Genomic DNA, 19,337 nt, shown 5'->3' with positions numbered 1-19,337 from the left:
TTAGGAAATTGTGGCAAACTTCTAGTTGTACTTGGCTCTTACTTGAGAAACAATCCACTCTGCCAAAACATTAACAATCAGCGTCATGATAAACAGAATTAGTCCCGTGTACATCAGAGCAGACACTTGCAAGCCGGAAGCTTCGGCAAATTGATTTGCCATCAAAGAAGCAATAGTATTTGCAGGAGCTAGCACTGAAGCACTTAACTGATTGGAATTGCCAATTAACAGGGTGGCTGCCATTGTTTCTCCCATCGCGCGGCCCAGGCCGAGCATGATTCCGCCGACAATCCCGGAAAAAGCTGCGGGTACTAGCACTCTAAAAATTGTTGTCCAGCGAGTTGCTCCCAAACCTAGAGATGCTTGTCGCAATTCGGGCGGGAGACTGGCTAAAGAGTCGCGGGAGATAGCAGTAATAATGGGCAAAGTCATGATTCCCAAGATTACTCCGGCAGGTAACATTCCCGGGCCAACTGGCGGAGTGCTAAAAATCGGCAGCCATCCAAAGTTACCGTTGAGAAACTTTCCGATGCTGGTAAGTATGGGAATCAATACAGCAATTCCCCACAAACCGTAGACTACGCTGGGAATGGCGGCTAAAAGTTCTACTAAAAAAACTAAAGCTGTGCGTACTGGGAGCGGCAAAAAATCTTCGCTCAGGAAGATTGCAGTCCCTACTCCTAATGGTACCGCAATTAGGAGCGCGATCGCCGAACTGACGATCGTCCCATAAATCATCGGCAGCGCGCCGTACTCTTCTTTAACCGGATTCCAGCTACTGCTAAATAGAAATCCCAAACCGTACTGTTGAATCGCAGGTAACGCTCTATAAGCAACCGTCACGGCGATTACCAGCAAGATTACACCCACTCCGATGCCCAAAATGCGCGTCAGCCAGATAAAGGCTTGGTCTAACGACTTTTCTGCTCTTGAGCGCGATCGACTCTCTAATTGAGGGCTATTATTATCTGAAACCATAAACAAAAAACCCAAATAATAGTAGTGAGAAAGATTAATTTTAAGAAAAAGCTAGCTGGAAGAAAGCAGAAAGAAAAAGAATAAAAAAATCAAAGGGGCGGGTTGATTAATCCCGTGACTTTTCAACAAATATTTCTGGTGAAGCCCGCCGCTTTGATTTTGAAAGACGTAGATTGCGATTTACCTTTGGGTGGGGGCGGGTTTACGAGATTATTGGTTTTAGGCAATTATTGTTGGTGAATCCGCCCCTACAGAAATATCTCTCTTCTTTCTTCCTTCAATCGCTATTTGGCAACTTCAATTTTGTAGTCGGCGCTGATGCCGTCGGCCGCCGCGGCTACTTTTTCTTTAACACTTGCAGGCAAAGGAACGTAGCCCAATTCAGAACTAACTTTTTGACCTTCATTCAAGCCGTATTCAACCATTGCTTCGATCGCTTTGGCTTTGTTGGGGTCAGCAACTGTTTTAGGAACTAGCATCCAAGTGTAGGTGACAATTGGATAGGATTCAGCGCCTTCTGGGTCTTCGATAAATGCTCGCAGATTTTCCGGTAAGGGCACTGTCGCTAGAGCTGCTGAAGCTGATTCGTCGTTAGGTGTGACAAAGGTGCCTGCTTTGTTTTGCAAAGATGCAAATTTGACGTTGTTGTTTTTGGCATAGCCGTATTCTATGTAGCCGACGCTGCCTGCGGTTTGCAGGATTTGGGCTGTGATGCCTTCGTTGCCTTTTGCACCAATAAAAGTACCTGTTTTGGGCCACTCTACTGTTTTGCCGTCACCTACTGCGGTTTTCCAGTCAGGGCTGATGGCACTCAGGTGTTTGGTGAAGACGGCTGTTGTACCGCTACCGTCGGAACGGTGGATGACGGTGATGGCTTGGTCTGGCAATTTAGCGCCTGGATTGGCTGCGGCAATTTTGGGGTCGTTCCACTTGGTAATTTTACCTTGGAAGATTTCTGTGTAAACATCCCGTGGCAGTTTGAGTTCGGGTACGTCTGGCAGGTTGTAGCCGATAACGATGCTGCCGGCTGTCATGGGCAACAAAATCACGCCTTTGTCTGCTGGAACTTTGGCGATTTCGTCGTCTTTCATGGCGGTGTCGCTAGCGCCAAAGTCTACTGTGCCTTTGGTGAATTGTTCGATTCCGGCGCCGCTACCTACTGATTGATAGTTAATTTGTACTTTGGGGTTGATTTTGTTGAAGTCTTGAAACCAACGCTGGTATAGAGGTGCGGGGAATGATGCGCCTGCTGCTGTGATTGCTACGTCTGAGGCGAGGGCGAGTTTGGTGTTGGTTGCTGCTGCAACGGGGGCAGCGCCGGGGGTTGCTGCGGTGTCGCTGCCGGGGCTGGGGCTGCTGCTGGTGGTGCTGCCACCGCCGCAAGCTGCTAAGCTGAGGGCGATCGCCATAGCAGAAATTGCTGTGGTAACACGATTCGGATTTATCAAGTTGATACGAAAAATCATAAGTATAGAAATTTGCGATCGTTATACGGGTGTCGCGCACTAGCATATCGCGCGAAAGTAAAGCTTAGGTTAAAAATCTTTACATTTTATCTTAATCTAATGTTAACCAAGATTAAATTCATTCATGAGCTTGACAAGTGTGATTTTTTTAGATATGTGCCAAATAAATTAGTAGAGAAACAAGGATGCGATCGCGCGATCGCGAACAATTCCACATTAGGCGATCGGCACATCCAGACTTGAGAACCATAAAACCCTACAATGGTGGTTGTTTTGACAAGGTGCTAGTATTGAGAACTTAAATGCTGCTAGCGTTGAAGCTGGCATCTGAGGAATACCTTCTGACGAACACCGTTTGACGATCATGCCTGCTCCTATCGAATTAATCTGGGCTGTTATTGGTTTGCTCCTAACGATAGGAGGCACTTTTTTGCCTGCATCTGTGACAATGCCGATCGGGTTTTGGGACGATCGCGGACTTCAGGCGTACTCTTTAGGTGTTACCTATCAAATTGGAGCAGTATTGCTAGTAGGCTGCATGGGTGGCAAAAATGCGGCGGCTCTCTCGCAAATTGCCTATTTGGTATTAGGATTGACTTTGTGGCCAGTTTTTGCTCAAGGTGGCGGCATCGGCTACATTAAAGAAGCGAGTTTTGGGTATTTGTTGGGTTTCGTGCCTGGTGCTTGGGTGTGCGGCTGGGTCGCTTTTAAGGTTGCTTCGCGGTTGGAATCGATCGCTTTTAGTTGTTTGTGCGGTTTATTTACAGTTCACGCGATCGGCTTAATTTATCTGATTTTTAATTACTTGCTGATTCCGGGTAAAAAAACACCTTTATTGAATGAGATTCTGAAATATTCTGTTTATCCTCTGCCAGGCCAATTGGCTGTGGTTTGTGCGATCGCACTTCTGTCATTTACTTTGCGCCGCTTGATGTTTTATTAATTGGGGAATTGGGGCATAGGGCATAGGGCATAGGGCATAGGGCATTGGTAATTGTGCAAAATTGGGTTATAGTATCATTCTGCAACGGGAAAGTCATCTCGCTGCGGGTGGGAAAGATCGGCTAAACTGCTGAAACGCGAGATTTGAGTGAATTATCCCATGCCCGATGCCCTATCTTTTATTCCCTAATCCATGCGTTTTAAAAGAAATCCCTTGTTCTGGGTAGCTGCTATTATCAGTTTAGTTTTAGACCACCTGAGCAAGTTTTGGGTGGTGCAAAATTTTGACTTGACGGTTCCTCCGCAGACTCAGCCGCTGTTACCGGGGATATTTCACTTCACTTATGTTGTTAATACCGGTGCGGCTTTTAGTTTGTTTAGCAATGGTGGGGCGAGTTGGTTGCGCTGGCTGTCTTTGGGTGTGAGTGTGGGATTGATGATTTTGGCTTGGTTCGGGCCGCGAATTAACCGCTGGGAACAAGCTGGCTACGGTTTGATTTTGGGGGGCGCACTGGGTAACGGGATCGATCGATTTATTTTGGGCCACGTTGTAGATTTTATCGATTTTCGGATCATTCGGTTCCCGGTATTTAATCTGGCCGATGTGTTTATTAATGCTGGGATTATCTGTTTGTTGATTGCAACTTTTCACGGTGCACCGCCGCCGAGAAACCGAGATGATAGCGATTCTATTTCAGAGTAATAGTATTTTCTCAAGTCTTTGTACGACATAATTGTTGGCGGAGTCAAACGAATGTTGTTTGCACTCTGCTGGCGATAACACAGGTGCTTCGCTACTCGAAAAGTCGATTTTTTTGAGAGATTGTGAATGGCGACGCACCCTACGGCTTTCTCACTCATTTACCAGAAGAATTGGTTGAAAGCCTCTCCCTTTGAGGGAGAAATTAAAATCAGACTATTCATTATTCCAATCCTCGAACTTAAGGGTAGAGGTCGCTATCAAACTGTCAATTGTCAACTGTCAACTGTCAACTGTTGAAACTAACCCAACGATTCGATTTGATTTATAACCGGGAAAAACTCGATCGACCTTTTCCCCATCCAGCCGTAAATGACTCTGCAACAAAGTCGCAATTACATCTCGAAAATCCGTCGTCACGGCTAAATCGCGCTTTTGATACAACTGACTTTCATCCAATCCCGGCCACTCGCCATAAACTTTGCCGCCCTTAATATTACCACCCAAAAGCCACATCGCATTTCCGTGTCCGTGATCCGTGCCGCCGTTGCCATTTTCGCGCACAGTGCGGCCGAATTCTGAGATAACTACGATCGCACTTTCGGAGTAAACATCACCCAATCCCTGCACCAAATTCGCTAAACCCTGTCCCAGAGGGCGCAATCTTGCGGCTAATTGGCCTTGGGAACTTCCTTGATTGATGTGGGTATCCCAGCCTCCGAGGGCGAGGAAAGCTAGCTGAATGCTGGAGTCTCTCGCCATCAGCCGCCCCAATTGCGTCGCGTCGCCGGGGAAACCATCGGCTAAGGGTGCGCCGTTATTGGCGGCTTTCATTTCTGCATCTAAGTTAGCCAGCAGGGTTTGGCGGGCGGCGCGACTTTCTCGGTATGCTTGACCTAGTTGGTCGCTATCGCTGTAAAGTCGATCGAATGCGGTACCGATTTGGGGTTTGTCAATGGCGATCGGGCGGCTGGCATTTTTACCTAGTCTAAAGCTGGCAACTGCCATTTTTCCCGACAGGATGCGGGGTGTGGAGGTGCCACCATTCAGGGCTTGGACGGGGGAATTGGCGGATATGACTGACAGCAGGCGGTTCATCCAGCCGTCGGGGGTCTTGTTTTTGCCGGGAGTGCCACTTTCCATGTAGTCTTGCGCCTCAAAGTGCGATCGGGTGGGATCGGGAGAACCGCAAGCGTGGGCAAATGCGAGGGTTCCTTGCTGCCACAGCGGGGCGATCGCGCTGAGTGCGGGGTGGAGTCCAAAACGGCCGTCAAGGTCGATCGCACCGCCTTGCAGCCCCGGTTTTGGGATAGCTATTTTGGGTCGAGATTGATAGTAATTCGCTTCTTGGTAGGGAACAATTACGTTTAAGCCATCGACTGCGCCGCGCAAAAAGATGACAATTAATCGTTTGCTGTTCTTGGGTGCGGCGGCTTTCACGGCTAAACCGTGGAGTCCGACAGACATAATTGTCGAAGTTGAAAGCAATCCGGTTTGGATTAAAAATTGGCGTCTGTTCATGGTAATGGGTAATGGGTAATGGGTAATGGGTAATGGGTAATGGGTAATGGGTAATGGGTAATGGGTAATGGGTAATGGGTAATGGGTAATTGGTAATTGGGAATTGGTAATTGGTAATTGGTAATTGGGAATTGGTAATTGGGAATTGGTAATTGGGAATTGGTAATTGGTAATTGGTAATTGGGAATTGGTAATTGGGAATTGGTAATTGGAAGTTAAAGTGCTAACGCTCTTCCCTCTGGGAGCATCTCAGTTTTACAAGAAGCATTTTTTATTGTAGTGCTGTCCCCGCTCGCGTGCTTATACACCCACGCGAGTTCTCGACAGCACTATAAATGCAAAACTGAGATGCTCCCTTCCTTCTTCCTTCTTCCTTCTTCCCTCTTCCTTCTTCCTTCTTCCTTCTTCCTTCTTCCTTCTTCCTTCTTTTATCGGCGCATAAATTCTGGACTGCCCAAAATCAAAGCGGGGCGTAAATTAGCCGGACTGGAGGCGATCGCACTTTTGGTATTCGCCGAGAAATCATTCCCCAAAATATTAGCTAACTGCGACGGATCTATTAACTGGTTGCTATTTCTCGGGCCCATTGGCAAAGAGGAGTTAGAAGGAGTTGCGATCGCAGGTAACATCCATCCCGACTGATTGTTGTCAGCGGGAGGAGAGTTTAAATACAAGGGATTGGTGGCCAAAGCCGTGACAAAACTCAACCGACGGGCGATCGCATCTGGATTCAGCCAAGCATCTTGAGTATTCTTGTAACCGTCGGGAGTTGGGCAGCCGTAAGGTGCCATTCCTAGCTGTAGCAAAGTTGTGTACAGCGGTTGAAAATTTTCTACTGTCTTATTTGTCGATCGCACCGCCGATATAACGTATTGGTAGGGAGTTTTAAACTTAGCGCTGTAATTTTTTTTATCCCAGAATTCTCGGCTGCGGAACAAAGTATTTAAGACTTCGCGGATATCTCCATCAGTTTCGAGAAAGCGCTGGCTGAGGCGATCGACTAACGCATTTGGCGGGCTGTCAGCCACAAAATATTGAGCTAATTTATAACTGACGTGTTTGGCTGTGGCTGGGCTTTTGGCTAAAATAGTTAAAGCTTGTTTTCCCTCGGTTTCGCCCGAACCTTTGATAGTTTTCCCGAGAAATATTTTATCGCTAAAATCATGGCGTTTGGCATCAAAATAAAAGCTGTAACCGTCCTTTTCAGATGGTCGCGGCCCAAATCCCCAGCCTGTAAAAATGCGAGCTAATGCGATAACATCTTGTTGCGTATAACCCCCATTGACGCCTAAGGTATGCAGCTCCATTAACTCCCGCGCATAATTCTCATTTAATCCCCGAAATCCGCCTTTGGCTCCGATACTTTTTGGATCGGTATTTTGCCAATTATCTAAATAATACAACATGGCAGGATGACGGGAAGTTGCACCTAGCAAGTCCCGGAATTTTCCCAGAGCGTAGGGTCTAATTGCTTCTTGTTCGTAGGCTCCTACCCAGAGTTTATTTAATCCTTTATCTGAGTAAACATTAAAGTGATTGTACCAAAAATCCACCATAACTTCTTGCAATTGGCGGGGACTTTCTGCCGATCGCAATAAACGAGCTTTAACTGCTTCTTGGAGAATTATCCGAGCCTTGATGCTGGCGGCTCTGATTGCTTCTGGTGTTGGTTTTTGACCGTTTTGCGATCGGCGGACACCGTATTCGACAAAGAGTTCTGCTGGTGTTTTTTGCAGGGTTTCTAACCTGTTGATGCGAGAGGTAAGGTTCTGAGGTTCGGGGATGGTTTCTGGGGAGAGTTGCTGTTGGATGTAATTTTCTGTGCCGTGCGATCGCACTTTTTCGATATCGCCCAATCGCGGGCCAAAACTAATGCGGTTGAGGAGATGCAGAATTTTGGAATTGTCGGGGGGACTGGCGGCGCTGCTGGAGGCGATCGGGCACAGCCACAAGTAGAGAAATAATGCCCCATGTTTGAGTTTCAGTTTCATAGTAGCTGCTGGGGGAACTATTGGTTAATTCTGTATGCCTTAGACTGGTTGGGCGGCAAAAAGGTTCAATAGTTTAGGATTTCGGCACTGGCGATGGAAAACCGGATTTTTTAACCAATACTTGCTTAAAACTCTCAATAAGAGTTAAAAAAACCCGGTTTCTTTGTGGGCGAGTGCGTAACTCCTACGGTTGTTAGTCATCAACGCCCAACATGGATACGCGGATGACACAAATTTATTATCCGTATCTCCGCAGGCGATCGCTGTCCGGCGGTCAGTCCATAGCATAAAATTAGAAAAGAAACAGATATTATTTTCCTAAAGCTAAACTTGCCAGTGACCCCTAATCCATTTGCCGAAGAACGCCTGCTATTTGCCCCAGCAACCCCCGATGCTGATGCTATTCCGACTATTTTTGCATTTCCCAACGAGTACACGGTTGGGATTACCAGTCTCGGCTATCAGATAGTGTGGGCAACTTTGGCCGTGCGATCGGATATTGAAGTCAGCCGTTTATTTACTGATATCAACGAACCACTTCCCCGACATCCAGAATTGCTGGGATTCTCGCTTTCTTGGGAACTCGATTATGTAAACATTCTCAATTTATTGGAATCTCTAGAAATTCCGATTTGGGCATCAAAAAGAACTGACAATCATCCAATAGTATTTGGTGGTGGCCCGGTTCTTACCGCGAATCCCGAACCTTTTGCAGAATTTTTTGATGTAATTTTGCTGGGAGATGGCGAACATCTCATTGATAATTTTATTGATGCTTGTAAAGAAGTTCGTAGTGCCGACAGACAAACTAAATTGCGGCATTTAGCGCAAGTTCCTGGGGTTTACGTTCCCAGTTTGTACGAAGTAACTTATTTGGATGCCACGGAGGGGATTAAATCGATTCATCCTGTGGATTCTGAAATTCCTAGTATGGTGGAAAAACAGACTTATCGCGGCAATACTTTGTCTGCTTCTACTGTAGTGACAGAAAAAGCGGCTTGGGAAAATATTTATATGGTGGAAGTGGTGCGGAGTTGCCCAGAAATGTGCCGTTTCTGTTTGGCAAGTTATCTCACTTTACCATTTAGAACTGCGAGTTTGGAGGATTCGCTAATTCCGGCGATCGATCGCGGTTTAGCTGTGACTAATCGTTTGGGTTTGTTGGGTGCTTCTGTGACTCAGCACCCAGAATTTGAAGCATTGCTGGAGCATTTAAACCATCCGAAATACGACGGAGTGCGGCTGAGTCTTTCTTCGGTACGCACGAACACGGTGACAGTTAAGTTAGCGGAAATATTGACAAACAGAGATAGCAAGTCTGTGACGATTGCGGTGGAAAGTGGTAGCGAACAAGTTCGCAAGATTGTGAATAAAAAACTCACTAACGATGAAATTATTCAAGCTGCTATTAATGCTAAGGCTGGTGGCTTAAAAGGGATTAAGCTTTACGGTATGGCGGGAATCCCCGGCGAAGAGATGGAGGATTTGGAGGAGACAGTGGCGATGATGAAGGCGATTAGAAAAGCCGCTCCGGGTTTGCGCTTGACTCTGGGATGCAGCACTTTTGTCCCGAAATCTCATACTCCTTTTCAGTGGTTTGGTGTGAATAAAGATGCAGAGAAGAGGCTGAAGTTTTTAGATAAAGAATTGCGGAAGTTGGGATTAGAATTTAGACCTGAAAGCTATAACTGGTCTGTGATTCAGGGTTTGCTATCGAAGGGCGATCGCAGATTGTCTAAGCTGTTGGAATTAGTGCGACACTACGGAGATACTTTGGGAAGTTATCGGCGGGCTTTTAAGGAGTTGCGGGGAGAGTTACCGGAAATGGATTTTTATGTTTTCCAAGAGTGGGATTTAAATCAGGTTTTGCCTTGGAGTCATTTAAAAGGGCCCTTACCAGAAGCGACTTTGAAGAAGCATTTGGCTGAGGCTATGAGTCATTCGATTTGAGATTTTGGATTTTAGATTTGGAATCAATATTTCTGGTTCTCGATATTTCAATCGATTGCATTTGTCATGGAAAAATGTAGATTTTAAGACAATAATGGTACGTAGTTGCGCTTCAGCGCTCTTTCTTATATATAAAGCAATACGGTTCACTTAAGATAATAAAGGTACGTAGTTGCGCTTCAGCGCTCTTTCTTATATATAAAGCAATACGGTTCACTCATGTACTGCTAGTCGTGAAACTCCCATGAAAAATAGATACAGTTTGCTTCGTTCCTCTCGAAAGACAATCTTAAGTAAACCGTATTAGATTTTAAAATGGAGTATTTGCAGTTTAAGAGTTAGGAAATGGCGGAATGCAAAAGAAAGTTTGACAGTTATCCTATTTTCAGGCTCTAGGGGGTTAGTTTGATTTTAGGCGATCGACTTTATTTGCGATCTGGCGAGTGCAGAGGTGCGGATCTTTGAGATTTTCGATATGCAAGTTAGGGATTCTTCGCAGGATCCACACCCTACAATTACTGTTGCTTTGATCGTCAAATTTCCCGCAGGGAAACGGCACTGCCGTGTCCGAATTTCGGGGCAATTGTCGATCGCATTTAAAACTGCTATAATTTCCACCAAAAGGTCGATCGCCCAATCAAAACTCGATCGCCAAACAGCACCTACTTTTCCATGATGACCACAAAATCCTCAATCATCACGTCAAAAGTGCGGGCCAACTTGTACACTGCGGCAAAGTCAACCATCGCCATCCCCTGAGAGCGGGCATAATTGCTAATCGTACTGTACCCCACGCCCGATCGCTGGGCAACCTCCTTCAGCGTCCATCCCTTCTCGGCCGCCAACTCTCGAACCCGCAACCTGACTAAACCTTTACTCATATAAACTATTTACAAAATTTTGGATTTAGTATAATATAGCAAAAAGCGATCGCCCAGGTCATTCGATTTTAGATTTTAGATTTTAGATTTTAGATTGACTCTAAAGATGAATCTAGAAGCTGGAACGTTGGTCTAAAATTTGGGGCCGCTTACGGGAGAAATCGGCGCTTGTATCCGTTTGGCGGCAGAGTCAACGAAACTAAAGGCGATCGCCCGTTATAATTAATGCCGAGAGATAATTACTGTCGATCGCACCTAGCAGATAGACTGAGCTACCACCACCAGATGCAACTACAATGATATTAGAGAATCAGTTAAGATCGTCGTCAGCGATCGGCGCCTCAAAAATTATTCACAAATCGTTGATGGTCAATCCGCGATCGAGATTTGTCACCGAAGAAACCGTAGCACTTTTGTTCAACATCACGCCCGACCAAATTTACCGAATCGAATGCTGTCACAACATGGTGTACGTACACGCCAAAGGCCTCAGCAGATTCGTCAGCTACGCCGATTTCCCCCCAATCTTAGAAGTAAAACCGGCCTGCACCCAAGACTATCTCGGCTGGTACAAACGCTGGAAACGCACCCAAGCACCAGAATTTTGGACTAAATTTTATACGTACAACTTCAAAGCCGCTGTTTCAGTTGACAGCTTGCACGAGTGGGGTAAATTAGTCGCTACAGTTAAATTGGTAATTTCTGCCTCAGCATTGCAACAATTGCGCGATGTTTACGCTCAAGAAAAAACCTTAATGGAAAGTTTCTAAAGGGAGCATCTCATTTTGGTAAAAAGCATTTTTTCTTTGAGTGCGAGCGGGGACAGCACTACAAATGCAAAACTGAGATGCTCCCGAAGCTTTCTTGCCCTATCTTTTTTTAGGCGATTTGTCTAGGATTGCCGGACTGTCTGATTTTCAGGCAACCTGTCACCCCGTCAGATCGATTATTCTCCTGCATCACCAACTAAGCGCGTGAGTCATTGCGCCAGCAGCAGCAACGATCGTTTCGCCTGATTCCGATCGCCCCCCTATACAAAATTAGCCGGATCTTGATCTCGCCGGTGCTTCACGGGAATAGGCTCACCTTGACCGTCACCCACGAGGGCGGCAGTTTCCTCTAAGCTTTCCCTCAGCCGTTTGGCCGCGTAAATGGACATATCGCGGGGCACATTTACCCGATCGCGCAAATACCGCAAAGCCCCATCAGAACCAACCGGCGGCGTACAACTTTCGCCAGTCACCATCAAAGTTAAAGCACAGCGCAAAGCCTCATCGAATAAGTTGTCATCAGCAGGGTTGACTTGAACGATCTTGTGGCGGTGTTTGATGACGCGCTGGAGTGCTTCAGCGCGGGAGGTTTCCGGTTCTGGATACATGACATCCGGGAGTCCGGCCCAAGGCCCATTATCTACGCGGGTTTTGTTGACTAGCATCTGCGGTTCACCGTTTTCATAGCACCCGCCCATTTGAGGTGGCAAATCGTGGACGTGCGTGTGGAAGTCGCTTTGAGTGCCGCGATAGGTGGGGCGACTTTCCATCCCTGCAAACCAGTCAGCAAAGCGCGGGTTTTCTTCCCGCATGGAATATCCCTTGTAGTAATAAAGACTGGCATTCATCCGTTCGACGTAGGGCGTAAAAATTACATCCGCAGTGCCAAACTCATCCAGAAAATATGGCCCGGGCGATCGCGCGAGTGCTGCTTCGACATCGGCGACGACGCTGATAAATTGCTTGCGGTTGTGTTGTTCTATTGCGGTTGAACTCGCCGGGTAGCACAGCCAAGAGCACCACGCTCTAAACAGCAGTCGCTCTAGGCGCCGCAGCGGAAGGACTTCGGGGTTTTTCATGCCCAAACTCAAGGGGCCGAAGACTTGTTCGAGGGCGATTAAGATATCATCGCTTTCGGTAATGATGCGGCCGTCTAGTTCGATCGCGGGTAACATTCCTGACGGCACTTTACGCTTGTACCAACTTTCTTTTGCCCCATAGCAGAACATGGTAACTTTTTCAATGCGGTAGGGAATTTGTTTTTCTTCCAACCACAGCCAGATTTTTTGGCAATAGGGACACCAGCCATGATTGTCGCGGTACAGGGTGACTCTCACATCGGATTCGGTTTTTCCGAAGAGGCGCAAGCGGGATTGAGAGTTGGTGGGGCCGTTGACTGTATCGACTTGAAAGTCGGTAAGGGCTTCTAGTTGTGTCCAGGTTAGGGGAGTGGCGATCATCGTAGTAGATGTCATAGTTCAGTTGACAGTTGACAGTTGACAGTTGACAGTTGAGCTGGGACAGCTATCTCTCCATAAAACGAAGAGGATTGGAGCAATGAATAATTTTGTTTTATTTTCCCCTAAAAGGAGGAGGCTTTAAACTTTAAACCCATTCTTCTTGGTAATACTATTTTAGACTTGGGATTTTAGATTTTAGATTTCAAATTGGAGATTGGATTAACTGATTCTAAGGATCTGCCTTGGAATCCATATCCAAGAGTACATTTTTGCTCAGGAATCATGTAAAAATAAGTTGCGTAACTTTTTAATTGGAGCCTTTAAATTAAATACAGTTTAGCAATGCACCTGATCAAGTTATTTTTACACGGCTCCTCAGCTAAAAAATGCTTTTAGGACTCTCCATCCTCACGACTAACCTAACTAGAATTCTAGTTACAATTGGGGAGATGGTGGGGCGTCTTGAATTTTGGCGAGTGCTGCTTTAATTTGGGGAGTTGCCAGGAAGTTTTGGGTGGCTGCAATCAAGCGATCGCCCCAGAGGTTGTCTTTGAGAAAAGTTACTGTGGCATAGCGTTTGTCCAATTTCAGGGCGGCTTCTCCCAGGGATAAACCTTTTTCTTTGTCGCCTTTGGTGTAAAGTGCTACTGCTAGAGCTAGCATTGGTTCTGCTGCTTTGTCGTCGATCGCGATCGCTTCTTGCCAGCGGCGGATGGCGTTATCGATATCTCCCATTTCGTATTTGACTAATCCAATATTGTTGATAGCGGGCCAGAGTTTTTTTTCTAAAGCAAAGGCTTTTTCATATTGGGCGATCGCGCGATCGAACTGCTTTAGCTTGTAAAAAGCGTTACCTAAATCAAATAATGCGCCCGGAGTGTCGGGCTTTATTTTTAACCCTGCTTGCAAGTATTCGGCTGCTTTCTCGTAGTTCGCTTTCCGAAAGTGAGCTTCTCCCAAGACAAATTTAATTGACGCATTTTCTGGCGACAGAGATTGAGCTTGCCCTAAAGCTTCAATGCCTTTGTCAAACTGCTCGATTTGAAGGTACAAGCTGCCTAACAAAGTCCAAGTTTGAGCATTCTTGGGGGCTAACTGCGTCGCGAGTTCGGCGCTGGGGACGGCGAGTTGGAACTGCTGGAGTCTCGCTAGCTGAACGGCTCGTTCTGCAAGGCTCAAGGCTGTCTGTTCGAGTCCGGCTGAGTCGATTTGCAGGGTGTAAGGCAGGAGTGCCTGACAGGCAACGGGCTTGGGCATTGTCCACAAACCGAGTGCGAGTAACAGAGATATTAGAGGAAGACGATTAGGCACGCTATCAGCCCCAGCAAAAAATATAATGGTTTCTCGATCGCCTATAATAACTCATATTTTTGACTTTTGATATTGTTTCTGGGAGCAGCTCAATTTTGATTTTATAGTGCGAGCGGGGAGGCTCGCTGGTTTATCTAACTAAGCGAGCGGGGACAGCACTCCAATAAAAAAATCCTTTTTACAAAAATCAGATGTTTTCTTGTTTCCTGACTCGCAACGCTGCGCGGTTTTCCCTAAAATAGTTTCCTGAATTTGTTTTTACTCCTAAGCAATACTTTTTATTAACTGCTTTCGAGAGCGCTGAAATTCTCACGGTAAATGGGTAATATCAAATCCGGTTGCATCGAAATTATGTAGTGCGAGCGTCACGAAGAGCGGCCTGAATCGCTCTTCGTGACGCTCGCACGCTCAACGATTCAAATATATAATTCCGATGCAACCGGAAACGATATAATTTATTCATTTTTACCAGAAAGAATTGGTTGAAAGCCCTTGCGCCCGATCGGGAGAAATTAAAATCAGACTATTCATTACTCCAATCCTCTTACTTCCAGGCAAAGGTCAATCGATTTTGATTTTAGAGGCGACCCCACGGATAAATTCGGGGGAAGAGAGGATTTTCGATTTTCGATTTGGGATTGATTCCACGGATAAATCACGTGGCGGGTACCATATGCAGAAATTCGCTTGTCACTGTCAACTGTCAACTGTTAACTGTCAATTGAATGAATCGACTTTATTTAGTTAATAAAGTCTGTTGAATTTTGTCTAACAATTGTGCTGCTGACAAGGAAGAAGGCAAAATTTTGGCAGATACTTCTTGCAGCAGAAAGTCGATCGCCTCCGATTCCGAATTTACAGCAGAGCGATCGTCCCAGACTAAAATTGGCAGTTTGACAGCCATTTGCCGCAGGTTCGATAGCGCTTGCAGCATCGCGGACGATTCTGAGGGAGTATCGCGCAAGCACAGCAACACTAAGTCCACACTTTGATATTGCAATTGCTGCAAAACTTCTGTCCAGCAGGGAGCGATCGCCCCTCGAAAGCCGGCCGTTTGGATGTACTGAATCAAAGCTTGAAAGTTGGGAGTAGAAAACTTGGCATGGGGTACGGGAATCTCGGCTTTGGTCGATCGATCGCCCTTTGCCAATTCTCCCGTCGGATTCACCCGAGTCGTGCAGTGCAAGTCCGGTAATGTCAAAATGTCAGCAAATAAAATGCTGGGCTTCCAACTCATGCCCGCAGCTACTTGAATCACTTGCCACAAGGCAGATGCCCCCAACCCGGTGCCTGAGGTTTCACTGCCTTCAGGACTCCCGCCTGACAAACAGGGAAATACCGACAATCCTTTGACTTGATTTGCTAGTTGCGTCGTTACGGGGTCTAAAGTCACTAAGGGCAGAGCACCCAAATTTCGAGACAGACTTAACTGTTCGATAAAAGCTAAGGGGTTTTGCAGTTGGCTGGTACTGTCCAAGACGATCGCATCGGGCCGCCAAATTCGCGCCACGAGTTCTGCTTGGCCGAGGTCGTCTGCTTCCAAAACTCGGCAGTAGTTGGGGTTGAGGAGTAAAGCAGAACCTTGAGAGGAACTGTTTTGCGGGCTGAGCCACAACACGGTTAAAGAACTCCTGACCTTGCTCGTACTGGCATCGGGGCGACCGATCGAGTCTGCCAACAGCCGCCGTAAAGCGGCTTCTTCCACCGGCAAGCTCAAAAAGCCTTCGGCGCGGTTGACAGAAGCCCGTTCTTTTTCGCCTCTGGTGGCTGTGACGATCGCCGGAATCGATCGAGTATCCGGATCGCTCTTCAGCAGCGTCAGCACGTCCCAGCCGGACAGCAGCGGCAGCAGCGGGTTGAGGAAAATCGCTTCGGGACTGAACCTGCGAGCTTTTTCCAGCGCTTCGGTGCCGGAACGGGCGACTATTACTTGGTAGCCCAAACCAGAGAGGACTTTGCTTAAATCTTCGATATATTTAGGAACTGCTTCGACTATTAACACTAAACGAGAGCGAGAATTGGCGATCGGAATCTGATATTTTGGTTTGAATAATTCTTCCTCGTTCCCTGTATGTGCTGGGAATTCTTCCCCGCTATTTCCCGGAGGATTTGGGGGCAGCAACAATGTAAATTCAGAGCCTTGGTTTTCTGAGGAAATAAACGAAACGTCTCCGCCGTGGAGACGGGCGAGCCGTTGAGTCAGTACCAGTCCCAGTCCGGTTCCTTGAAAGCGCCTGGTGAGCGGGCTTTCAAGCTGTTGAAATTTCTGAAAGATCAGGTGCTGTTTGTCAGCCGGGATGCCGATGCCGGTATCCCAAACTGTGAAGGCGAGCCAACCTTCCCAAACATTTACTTTCAATCCTATTTTGCCGCCAGCTTCGGTGAATTTTAGGGCGTTGGAAAGCAAGTTAACGAGCATTTGCCGCAGCCTTAGTTCGTCGGCAATTAAATAGCTCAGTCCCGGCTCTATTTCGAGTGTAAATTCAATTTTTACAGGTGGTTCTTCTTGAGAAGCTTCGCCCTTGGTTTGGCTGGGCTGGGAAGGTGATTTTTCTTCTTGCTGTTGCAGTTGTTTTGCTTGTTCAAAGGCTCTTTTGCAGGTGGCTGCTATTTCGACTGGTTCCGGAATTAGTTCTAGCTGCCCGGTTTCCATGCGGGTCAAGTCTAAAATGTCGTTCACTATTGTCATCAAATGCCGCCCGCTTTGATGGATTAGTTTGGCGTAGCGTGTTTGGCGATCGTTGAGTTCTCCGATCAATTTATCTTTGAGGAGGCTGGACAAACCGAGGACGGCGGTGAGAGGGGTTTTTAGTTCGTGGCTGATGCAGGACAAAAATTCGTCTTTGAGTCGGTTGAGGTGGATTAAATCTGCGTTTTTTGCTGCTAGTTCTTTGGCGACTAAATGTTCTTCGGTGACATCTTGTCCCATTACTAAAATTAGTTGATTTGAGAGAGGCTGTTTGACAAATTGCCAGATCCGTTCTTGACCTGTTTGTACGGGACAGTCACAAATATATGTATCTGGTTTGCCGGCGGTGGGACACCAAGCTGGAGCGGTTAAGGTAGACGGGGAGGCGGCGGCGTACAGGGGTAGCGGACAACTGGTGGCTGCGGTTCCATCACGCGCGGCGAAGCTATCCCGCAGCCCCTCGCCCGATCGACTTGCTCCTACTAGGCTCCTGCACTCAGATGTGACGGCATCTACTTCAACGCTCTTGTATTCTGTTGCTACATGGCTTGGTTTGTGGGGCGAGTGTTTGCCCAAATTTGCTGTTGGTTCGGGAACTGGATCTGGGCCAGCTCCCAGCAAAATCCGCCACGCTGCGTTTTGGCTGACTATTTGGCCGGTGGGAGTTTGCAATCTCAGGGGTAGGGGCAGTTTTTCTAGGAGTTGGACTAGGGAGTTGAGGTTTTCCGAGGGTTTCAATCCTGCTTCTAGGAAGCGCACTTGAGATCCTAGGGCTGTGGCGATGGCTGCGGAAACCGTGGTTAATTCAATTTCTTTGACTGCTGTGGCTTCGGGCCTCAGGCTGCTGTTAACTGCGGCGAATTGCAGCAGGCTCTGACACTCTAGCATTCCTAAAAATTTCCCGCTGGCATCTGTCAGGCCGATCGGGCTTTTGGAGCCACCACCGGCGCTAAGGCCAGACTCCGCAGGGGTGTTAAGTTCCTCTATTTGCAAATATTCCCAGAATTCGCTGACGCTCAGAGTCCCAGGGATTACCCGGATCGGCTCGATCGGCAGCGAACTTGCTGACAAAGGTTGCTCCCAGTCGTTTGTGCGATCGATCGCCCAGACCCAAAAGCGGCTCAGGTAAACTAATCCTAGGGGTTGTAGCTGTTCGTTGACTACTGCAATTCGATCGCAGTTGCCCTGGCTGAAAATTGACTGTAGCGATGATAGCGCCGCCGTTTGGAGGCACAGGGGCACTAGCTCGATAAAATTGTTGAGACTGGGGCTGGTGGTTGACATAACAAACCTGAGAGTCTGCTATCAATAGCAGTAATATTTTTGATACCAATCTAGCTGCCGATCTTTTGTATCTTATTAGTTTTATACCAGTTCTCGATCGAGCCCCGGATCTGCACCGAGACCTGCGAATTTGATGCCTGCACCTGATTTGAGGCAACTACCAATTATTTTAAGCCTTAAGCTTAATTGCAGAAATCAGGATAGGGGTGCTTGACACATCTGCCAATAAGTACACTCTGACGATCCCGCTGCTAAAAGCCGATCGCCATATTTTGCAGTTAAGATTGGTTACAATAAATGTTTAAATGATTGTTAAAATGTTAAGTATTTTATTATATAAGGAGATATCAACTCTGAGCGATCCAGCACTTTCGGGCAACTTGGGTAGTTCACCTAGAGGTTTGCTGCCCCAACTGTCGATCGGTATTTTTATCCGCTCTGAAAAAAATGCCAGCGATGCGATCGAGCTTTTGAGCGGGGAACGCTATACGTTAACGCACATTAAATCGGCGGTGGAGTTTTTGGGATTCCTCAAGCACAATTACCACCTCGATTGTTTGGTTTTTGACGTAGATGACGTAGATAGGGATTTGCAATTGCTTTTGAGCAAGCTGCAAGAACGATCGCTCTTTTTACCTGCTGTGTTTTTTTTGCCCCAGCCGGCAGGGGATGGCAGCCAAGAAGCACCACCCTCAGATGCTTTGGAGGGCGCGGCGAGTACCGCCGAGAAGAGTCAAGATCAAAAAAGTTGTGCTTTTTTTTATCACCCGGCTGAGGTGCAACTACCAATCGCGAGATCGAGCGACCTAGGTACAAGTATCGATCGGGCGATCGCACAATTTCTGAAACTTTCAACTCCGGTTCCTGTCAATGACCAATCCGCAAGGGTCGATGCCACGGCCCAATTGACTGCTCAAAGTTTACTCCAACGACAGCAGCGCCGACTTGCGGAAAAATTACGGGAGCGATTAGGATACTTAGGTGTGTATTATAAAAGAAATTCTCAGATTTTTTTACGAAATCTTTCGGGAGAAGAGAAGCAAAAGTTTTTGGAGCAACTCAAGTCAAGTTATCGCGACATCGTTTTAAATTATTTTGATGAAGATACTGCGGTCAACAATCAAATAGATGAATTTGTAAATTTAGCTTTTTTTGCCGATGTTCCCGTGACTCAAGTTGTAGAAATTCACATGGAATTGATGGACGAATTTGCTAAACAGCTAAAATTAGAAGGCCGCAGCGAGGAAATATTGCTCGATTACCGCTTGACTCTGATTGACGCGATCGCTCATCTATGCGAGATGTACAGGCGATCGATTCCCAAAGAAACATCTCAAGTTCAGTTGACAGTTGACAGTTGACAGTTGACAGTTGACAGTTGTCACGAAGGAAGA

Annotated in this window: 15 protein-coding genes; 7 read left to right on the top strand and 8 right to left on the bottom strand. The window is 46.9% G+C overall.

All coding sequences use genetic code 11. From position 1 onward, the window contains the following. Positions 1-21: 21 nt before the first annotated feature. Together pstC and pstS are read right to left on the bottom strand one after the other, a co-directional pair. A complete protein-coding gene (gene pstC / locus JGK16_RS05055) occupies positions 22-978 on the bottom strand; it encodes a phosphate ABC transporter permease subunit PstC (RefSeq protein WP_293175623.1) in 957 nt (318 codons plus the stop codon). A gap of 284 nt (positions 979-1,262) precedes the next feature. Next, positions 1,263-2,444 (bottom strand): phosphate ABC transporter substrate-binding protein PstS, encoded by a 1,182-nt coding sequence (gene pstS, locus JGK16_RS05050; protein WP_293189793.1) that lies wholly within the window; start codon positions 2,442-2,444, stop codon positions 1,263-1,265. Positions 2,445-2,543: 99 nt separating this feature from the next. Here pstS and JGK16_RS05045 point away from each other — a divergent pair, with 99 nt between their 5' ends. From JGK16_RS05045 to lspA, 3 genes are all read left to right on the top strand, one after another. Continuing rightward, positions 2,544-2,687, top strand: coding sequence for a hypothetical protein (locus JGK16_RS05045; RefSeq protein WP_293202838.1), 144 nt, complete (start codon positions 2,544-2,546; stop codon positions 2,685-2,687). 121 nt (positions 2,688-2,808) lie between these two features. Continuing rightward, on the top strand, positions 2,809-3,387 hold the full coding sequence (locus JGK16_RS05040; protein WP_293175627.1) for a biotin transporter BioY: 579 nt from the start codon (positions 2,809-2,811) through the stop codon (positions 3,385-3,387). Positions 3,388-3,579: 192 nt separating this feature from the next. Then, positions 3,580-4,089: a signal peptidase II gene (lspA, locus tag JGK16_RS05035; protein WP_293175629.1), complete on the top strand. Its 510-nt coding sequence runs from the start codon at positions 3,580-3,582 to the stop codon at positions 4,087-4,089. A 279-nt stretch (positions 4,090-4,368) separates the two neighbouring features. Here lspA and JGK16_RS05030 read toward each other — a convergent pair whose 3' ends face one another. Together JGK16_RS05030 and JGK16_RS05025 are read right to left on the bottom strand one after the other, a co-directional pair. After that, positions 4,369-5,607, bottom strand: coding sequence for a DUF1501 domain-containing protein (locus JGK16_RS05030; protein WP_293189792.1), 1,239 nt, complete (start codon positions 5,605-5,607; stop codon positions 4,369-4,371). A gap of 428 nt (positions 5,608-6,035) precedes the next feature. After that, positions 6,036-7,598 carry a DUF1800 domain-containing protein gene (locus tag JGK16_RS05025; RefSeq protein WP_293189791.1) on the bottom strand — a complete coding sequence of 521 codons (1,563 nt, stop codon included), beginning with the start codon at positions 7,596-7,598 and terminating at the stop codon, positions 6,036-6,038. Positions 7,599-7,934: 336 nt separating this feature from the next. On the opposite strand from JGK16_RS05025, the gene JGK16_RS05020 reads away from it, so the two are divergent. Then, complete coding sequence (locus JGK16_RS05020) at positions 7,935-9,548, top strand: radical SAM protein (RefSeq protein WP_293175635.1); 1,614 nt, start codon at positions 7,935-7,937, stop codon at positions 9,546-9,548. A 475-nt stretch (positions 9,549-10,023) separates the two neighbouring features. Then, positions 10,024-10,224, top strand: a complete 201-nt coding sequence (locus JGK16_RS05015) for a hypothetical protein (RefSeq protein WP_293175637.1) — start codon at positions 10,024-10,026, stop codon at positions 10,222-10,224. Here the strand turns inward: JGK16_RS05015 and JGK16_RS05010 are convergent. After that, positions 10,211-10,429, bottom strand: coding sequence for a helix-turn-helix transcriptional regulator (locus JGK16_RS05010; protein ID WP_293175639.1), 219 nt, complete (start codon positions 10,427-10,429; stop codon positions 10,211-10,213). The two genes, JGK16_RS05015 and JGK16_RS05010, sit on opposite strands and share 14 nt — an antisense overlap. Positions 10,430-10,725: 296 nt before the next feature. Here JGK16_RS05010 and JGK16_RS05005 point away from each other — a divergent pair, with 296 nt between their 5' ends. Further along, positions 10,726-11,199: a hypothetical protein gene (locus JGK16_RS05005; RefSeq protein ID WP_293189789.1), complete on the top strand. Its 474-nt coding sequence runs from the start codon at positions 10,726-10,728 to the stop codon at positions 11,197-11,199. 260 nt (positions 11,200-11,459) lie between these two features. Here the strand turns inward: JGK16_RS05005 and JGK16_RS05000 are convergent, their stop codons facing one another. The 3 genes from JGK16_RS05000 to JGK16_RS04990 form a co-directional block, all read right to left on the bottom strand. Continuing rightward, a complete protein-coding gene (locus tag JGK16_RS05000) occupies positions 11,460-12,674 on the bottom strand; it encodes a glutathione S-transferase family protein (protein WP_293189787.1) in 1,215 nt (404 codons plus the stop codon). A gap of 420 nt (positions 12,675-13,094) precedes the next feature. Further along, positions 13,095-13,970 carry a tetratricopeptide repeat protein gene (locus tag JGK16_RS04995; RefSeq protein WP_293175643.1) on the bottom strand — a complete coding sequence of 292 codons (876 nt, stop codon included), beginning with the start codon at positions 13,968-13,970 and terminating at the stop codon, positions 13,095-13,097. A gap of 736 nt (positions 13,971-14,706) precedes the next feature. Continuing rightward, positions 14,707-17,943, bottom strand: a complete 3,237-nt coding sequence (locus JGK16_RS04990) for a hybrid sensor histidine kinase/response regulator (RefSeq protein ID WP_293189785.1) — start codon at positions 17,941-17,943, stop codon at positions 14,707-14,709. Between the two features lie 305 nt (positions 17,944-18,248). Here JGK16_RS04990 and JGK16_RS04985 point away from each other — a divergent pair, with 305 nt between their 5' ends. Beyond that, on the top strand, positions 18,249-19,304 hold the full coding sequence (locus JGK16_RS04985) for a circadian clock protein KaiA (protein WP_366034548.1): 1,056 nt from the start codon (positions 18,249-18,251) through the stop codon (positions 19,302-19,304). The last annotated feature ends 33 nt before the right edge of the window (positions 19,305-19,337 follow it).

The sequence above is a fragment of the Microcoleus sp. PH2017_09_SFU_O_A genome, assembly GCF_020738625.1.
GTDB lineage: Bacteria > Cyanobacteriota > Cyanobacteriia > Cyanobacteriales > Microcoleaceae > Microcoleus.
Note: the sequence above shows the minus strand (reverse complement) of the source record. Positions and strands in the feature narration are given on the sequence as shown.

Bases quoted from the DNA above. Each gene is read 5' to 3' on its own strand.
- pstC (WP_293175623.1), bottom strand. From the start codon at position 978: ATGGTTTCAGATAATAATAGCCCTCAATTAGAGAGTCGATCGCGCTCA.
- pstS (WP_293189793.1), bottom strand. From the start codon at position 2,444: ATGATTTTTCGTATCAACTTGATAAATCCGAATCGTGTTACCACAGCA.
- JGK16_RS05045 (WP_293202838.1), top strand. From the start codon at position 2,544: ATGTTAACCAAGATTAAATTCATTCATGAGCTTGACAAGTGTGATTTT.
- JGK16_RS05040 (WP_293175627.1), top strand. From the start codon at position 2,809: ATGCCTGCTCCTATCGAATTAATCTGGGCTGTTATTGGTTTGCTCCTA.
- lspA (WP_293175629.1), top strand. From the start codon at position 3,580: ATGCGTTTTAAAAGAAATCCCTTGTTCTGGGTAGCTGCTATTATCAGT.
- JGK16_RS05030 (WP_293189792.1), bottom strand. From the start codon at position 5,607: ATGAACAGACGCCAATTTTTAATCCAAACCGGATTGCTTTCAACTTCG.
- JGK16_RS05025 (WP_293189791.1), bottom strand. From the start codon at position 7,598: ATGAAACTGAAACTCAAACATGGGGCATTATTTCTCTACTTGTGGCTG.
- JGK16_RS05015 (WP_293175637.1), top strand. From the start codon at position 10,024: ATGCAAGTTAGGGATTCTTCGCAGGATCCACACCCTACAATTACTGTT.
- JGK16_RS05010 (WP_293175639.1), bottom strand. From the start codon at position 10,429: ATGAGTAAAGGTTTAGTCAGGTTGCGGGTTCGAGAGTTGGCGGCCGAG.
- JGK16_RS05005 (WP_293189789.1), top strand. From the start codon at position 10,726: ATGATATTAGAGAATCAGTTAAGATCGTCGTCAGCGATCGGCGCCTCA.
- JGK16_RS05000 (WP_293189787.1), bottom strand. From the start codon at position 12,674: ATGACATCTACTACGATGATCGCCACTCCCCTAACCTGGACACAACTA.
- JGK16_RS04990 (WP_293189785.1), bottom strand. From the start codon at position 17,943: ATGTCAACCACCAGCCCCAGTCTCAACAATTTTATCGAGCTAGTGCCC.
- JGK16_RS04985 (WP_366034548.1), top strand. From the start codon at position 18,249: ATGATTGTTAAAATGTTAAGTATTTTATTATATAAGGAGATATCAACT.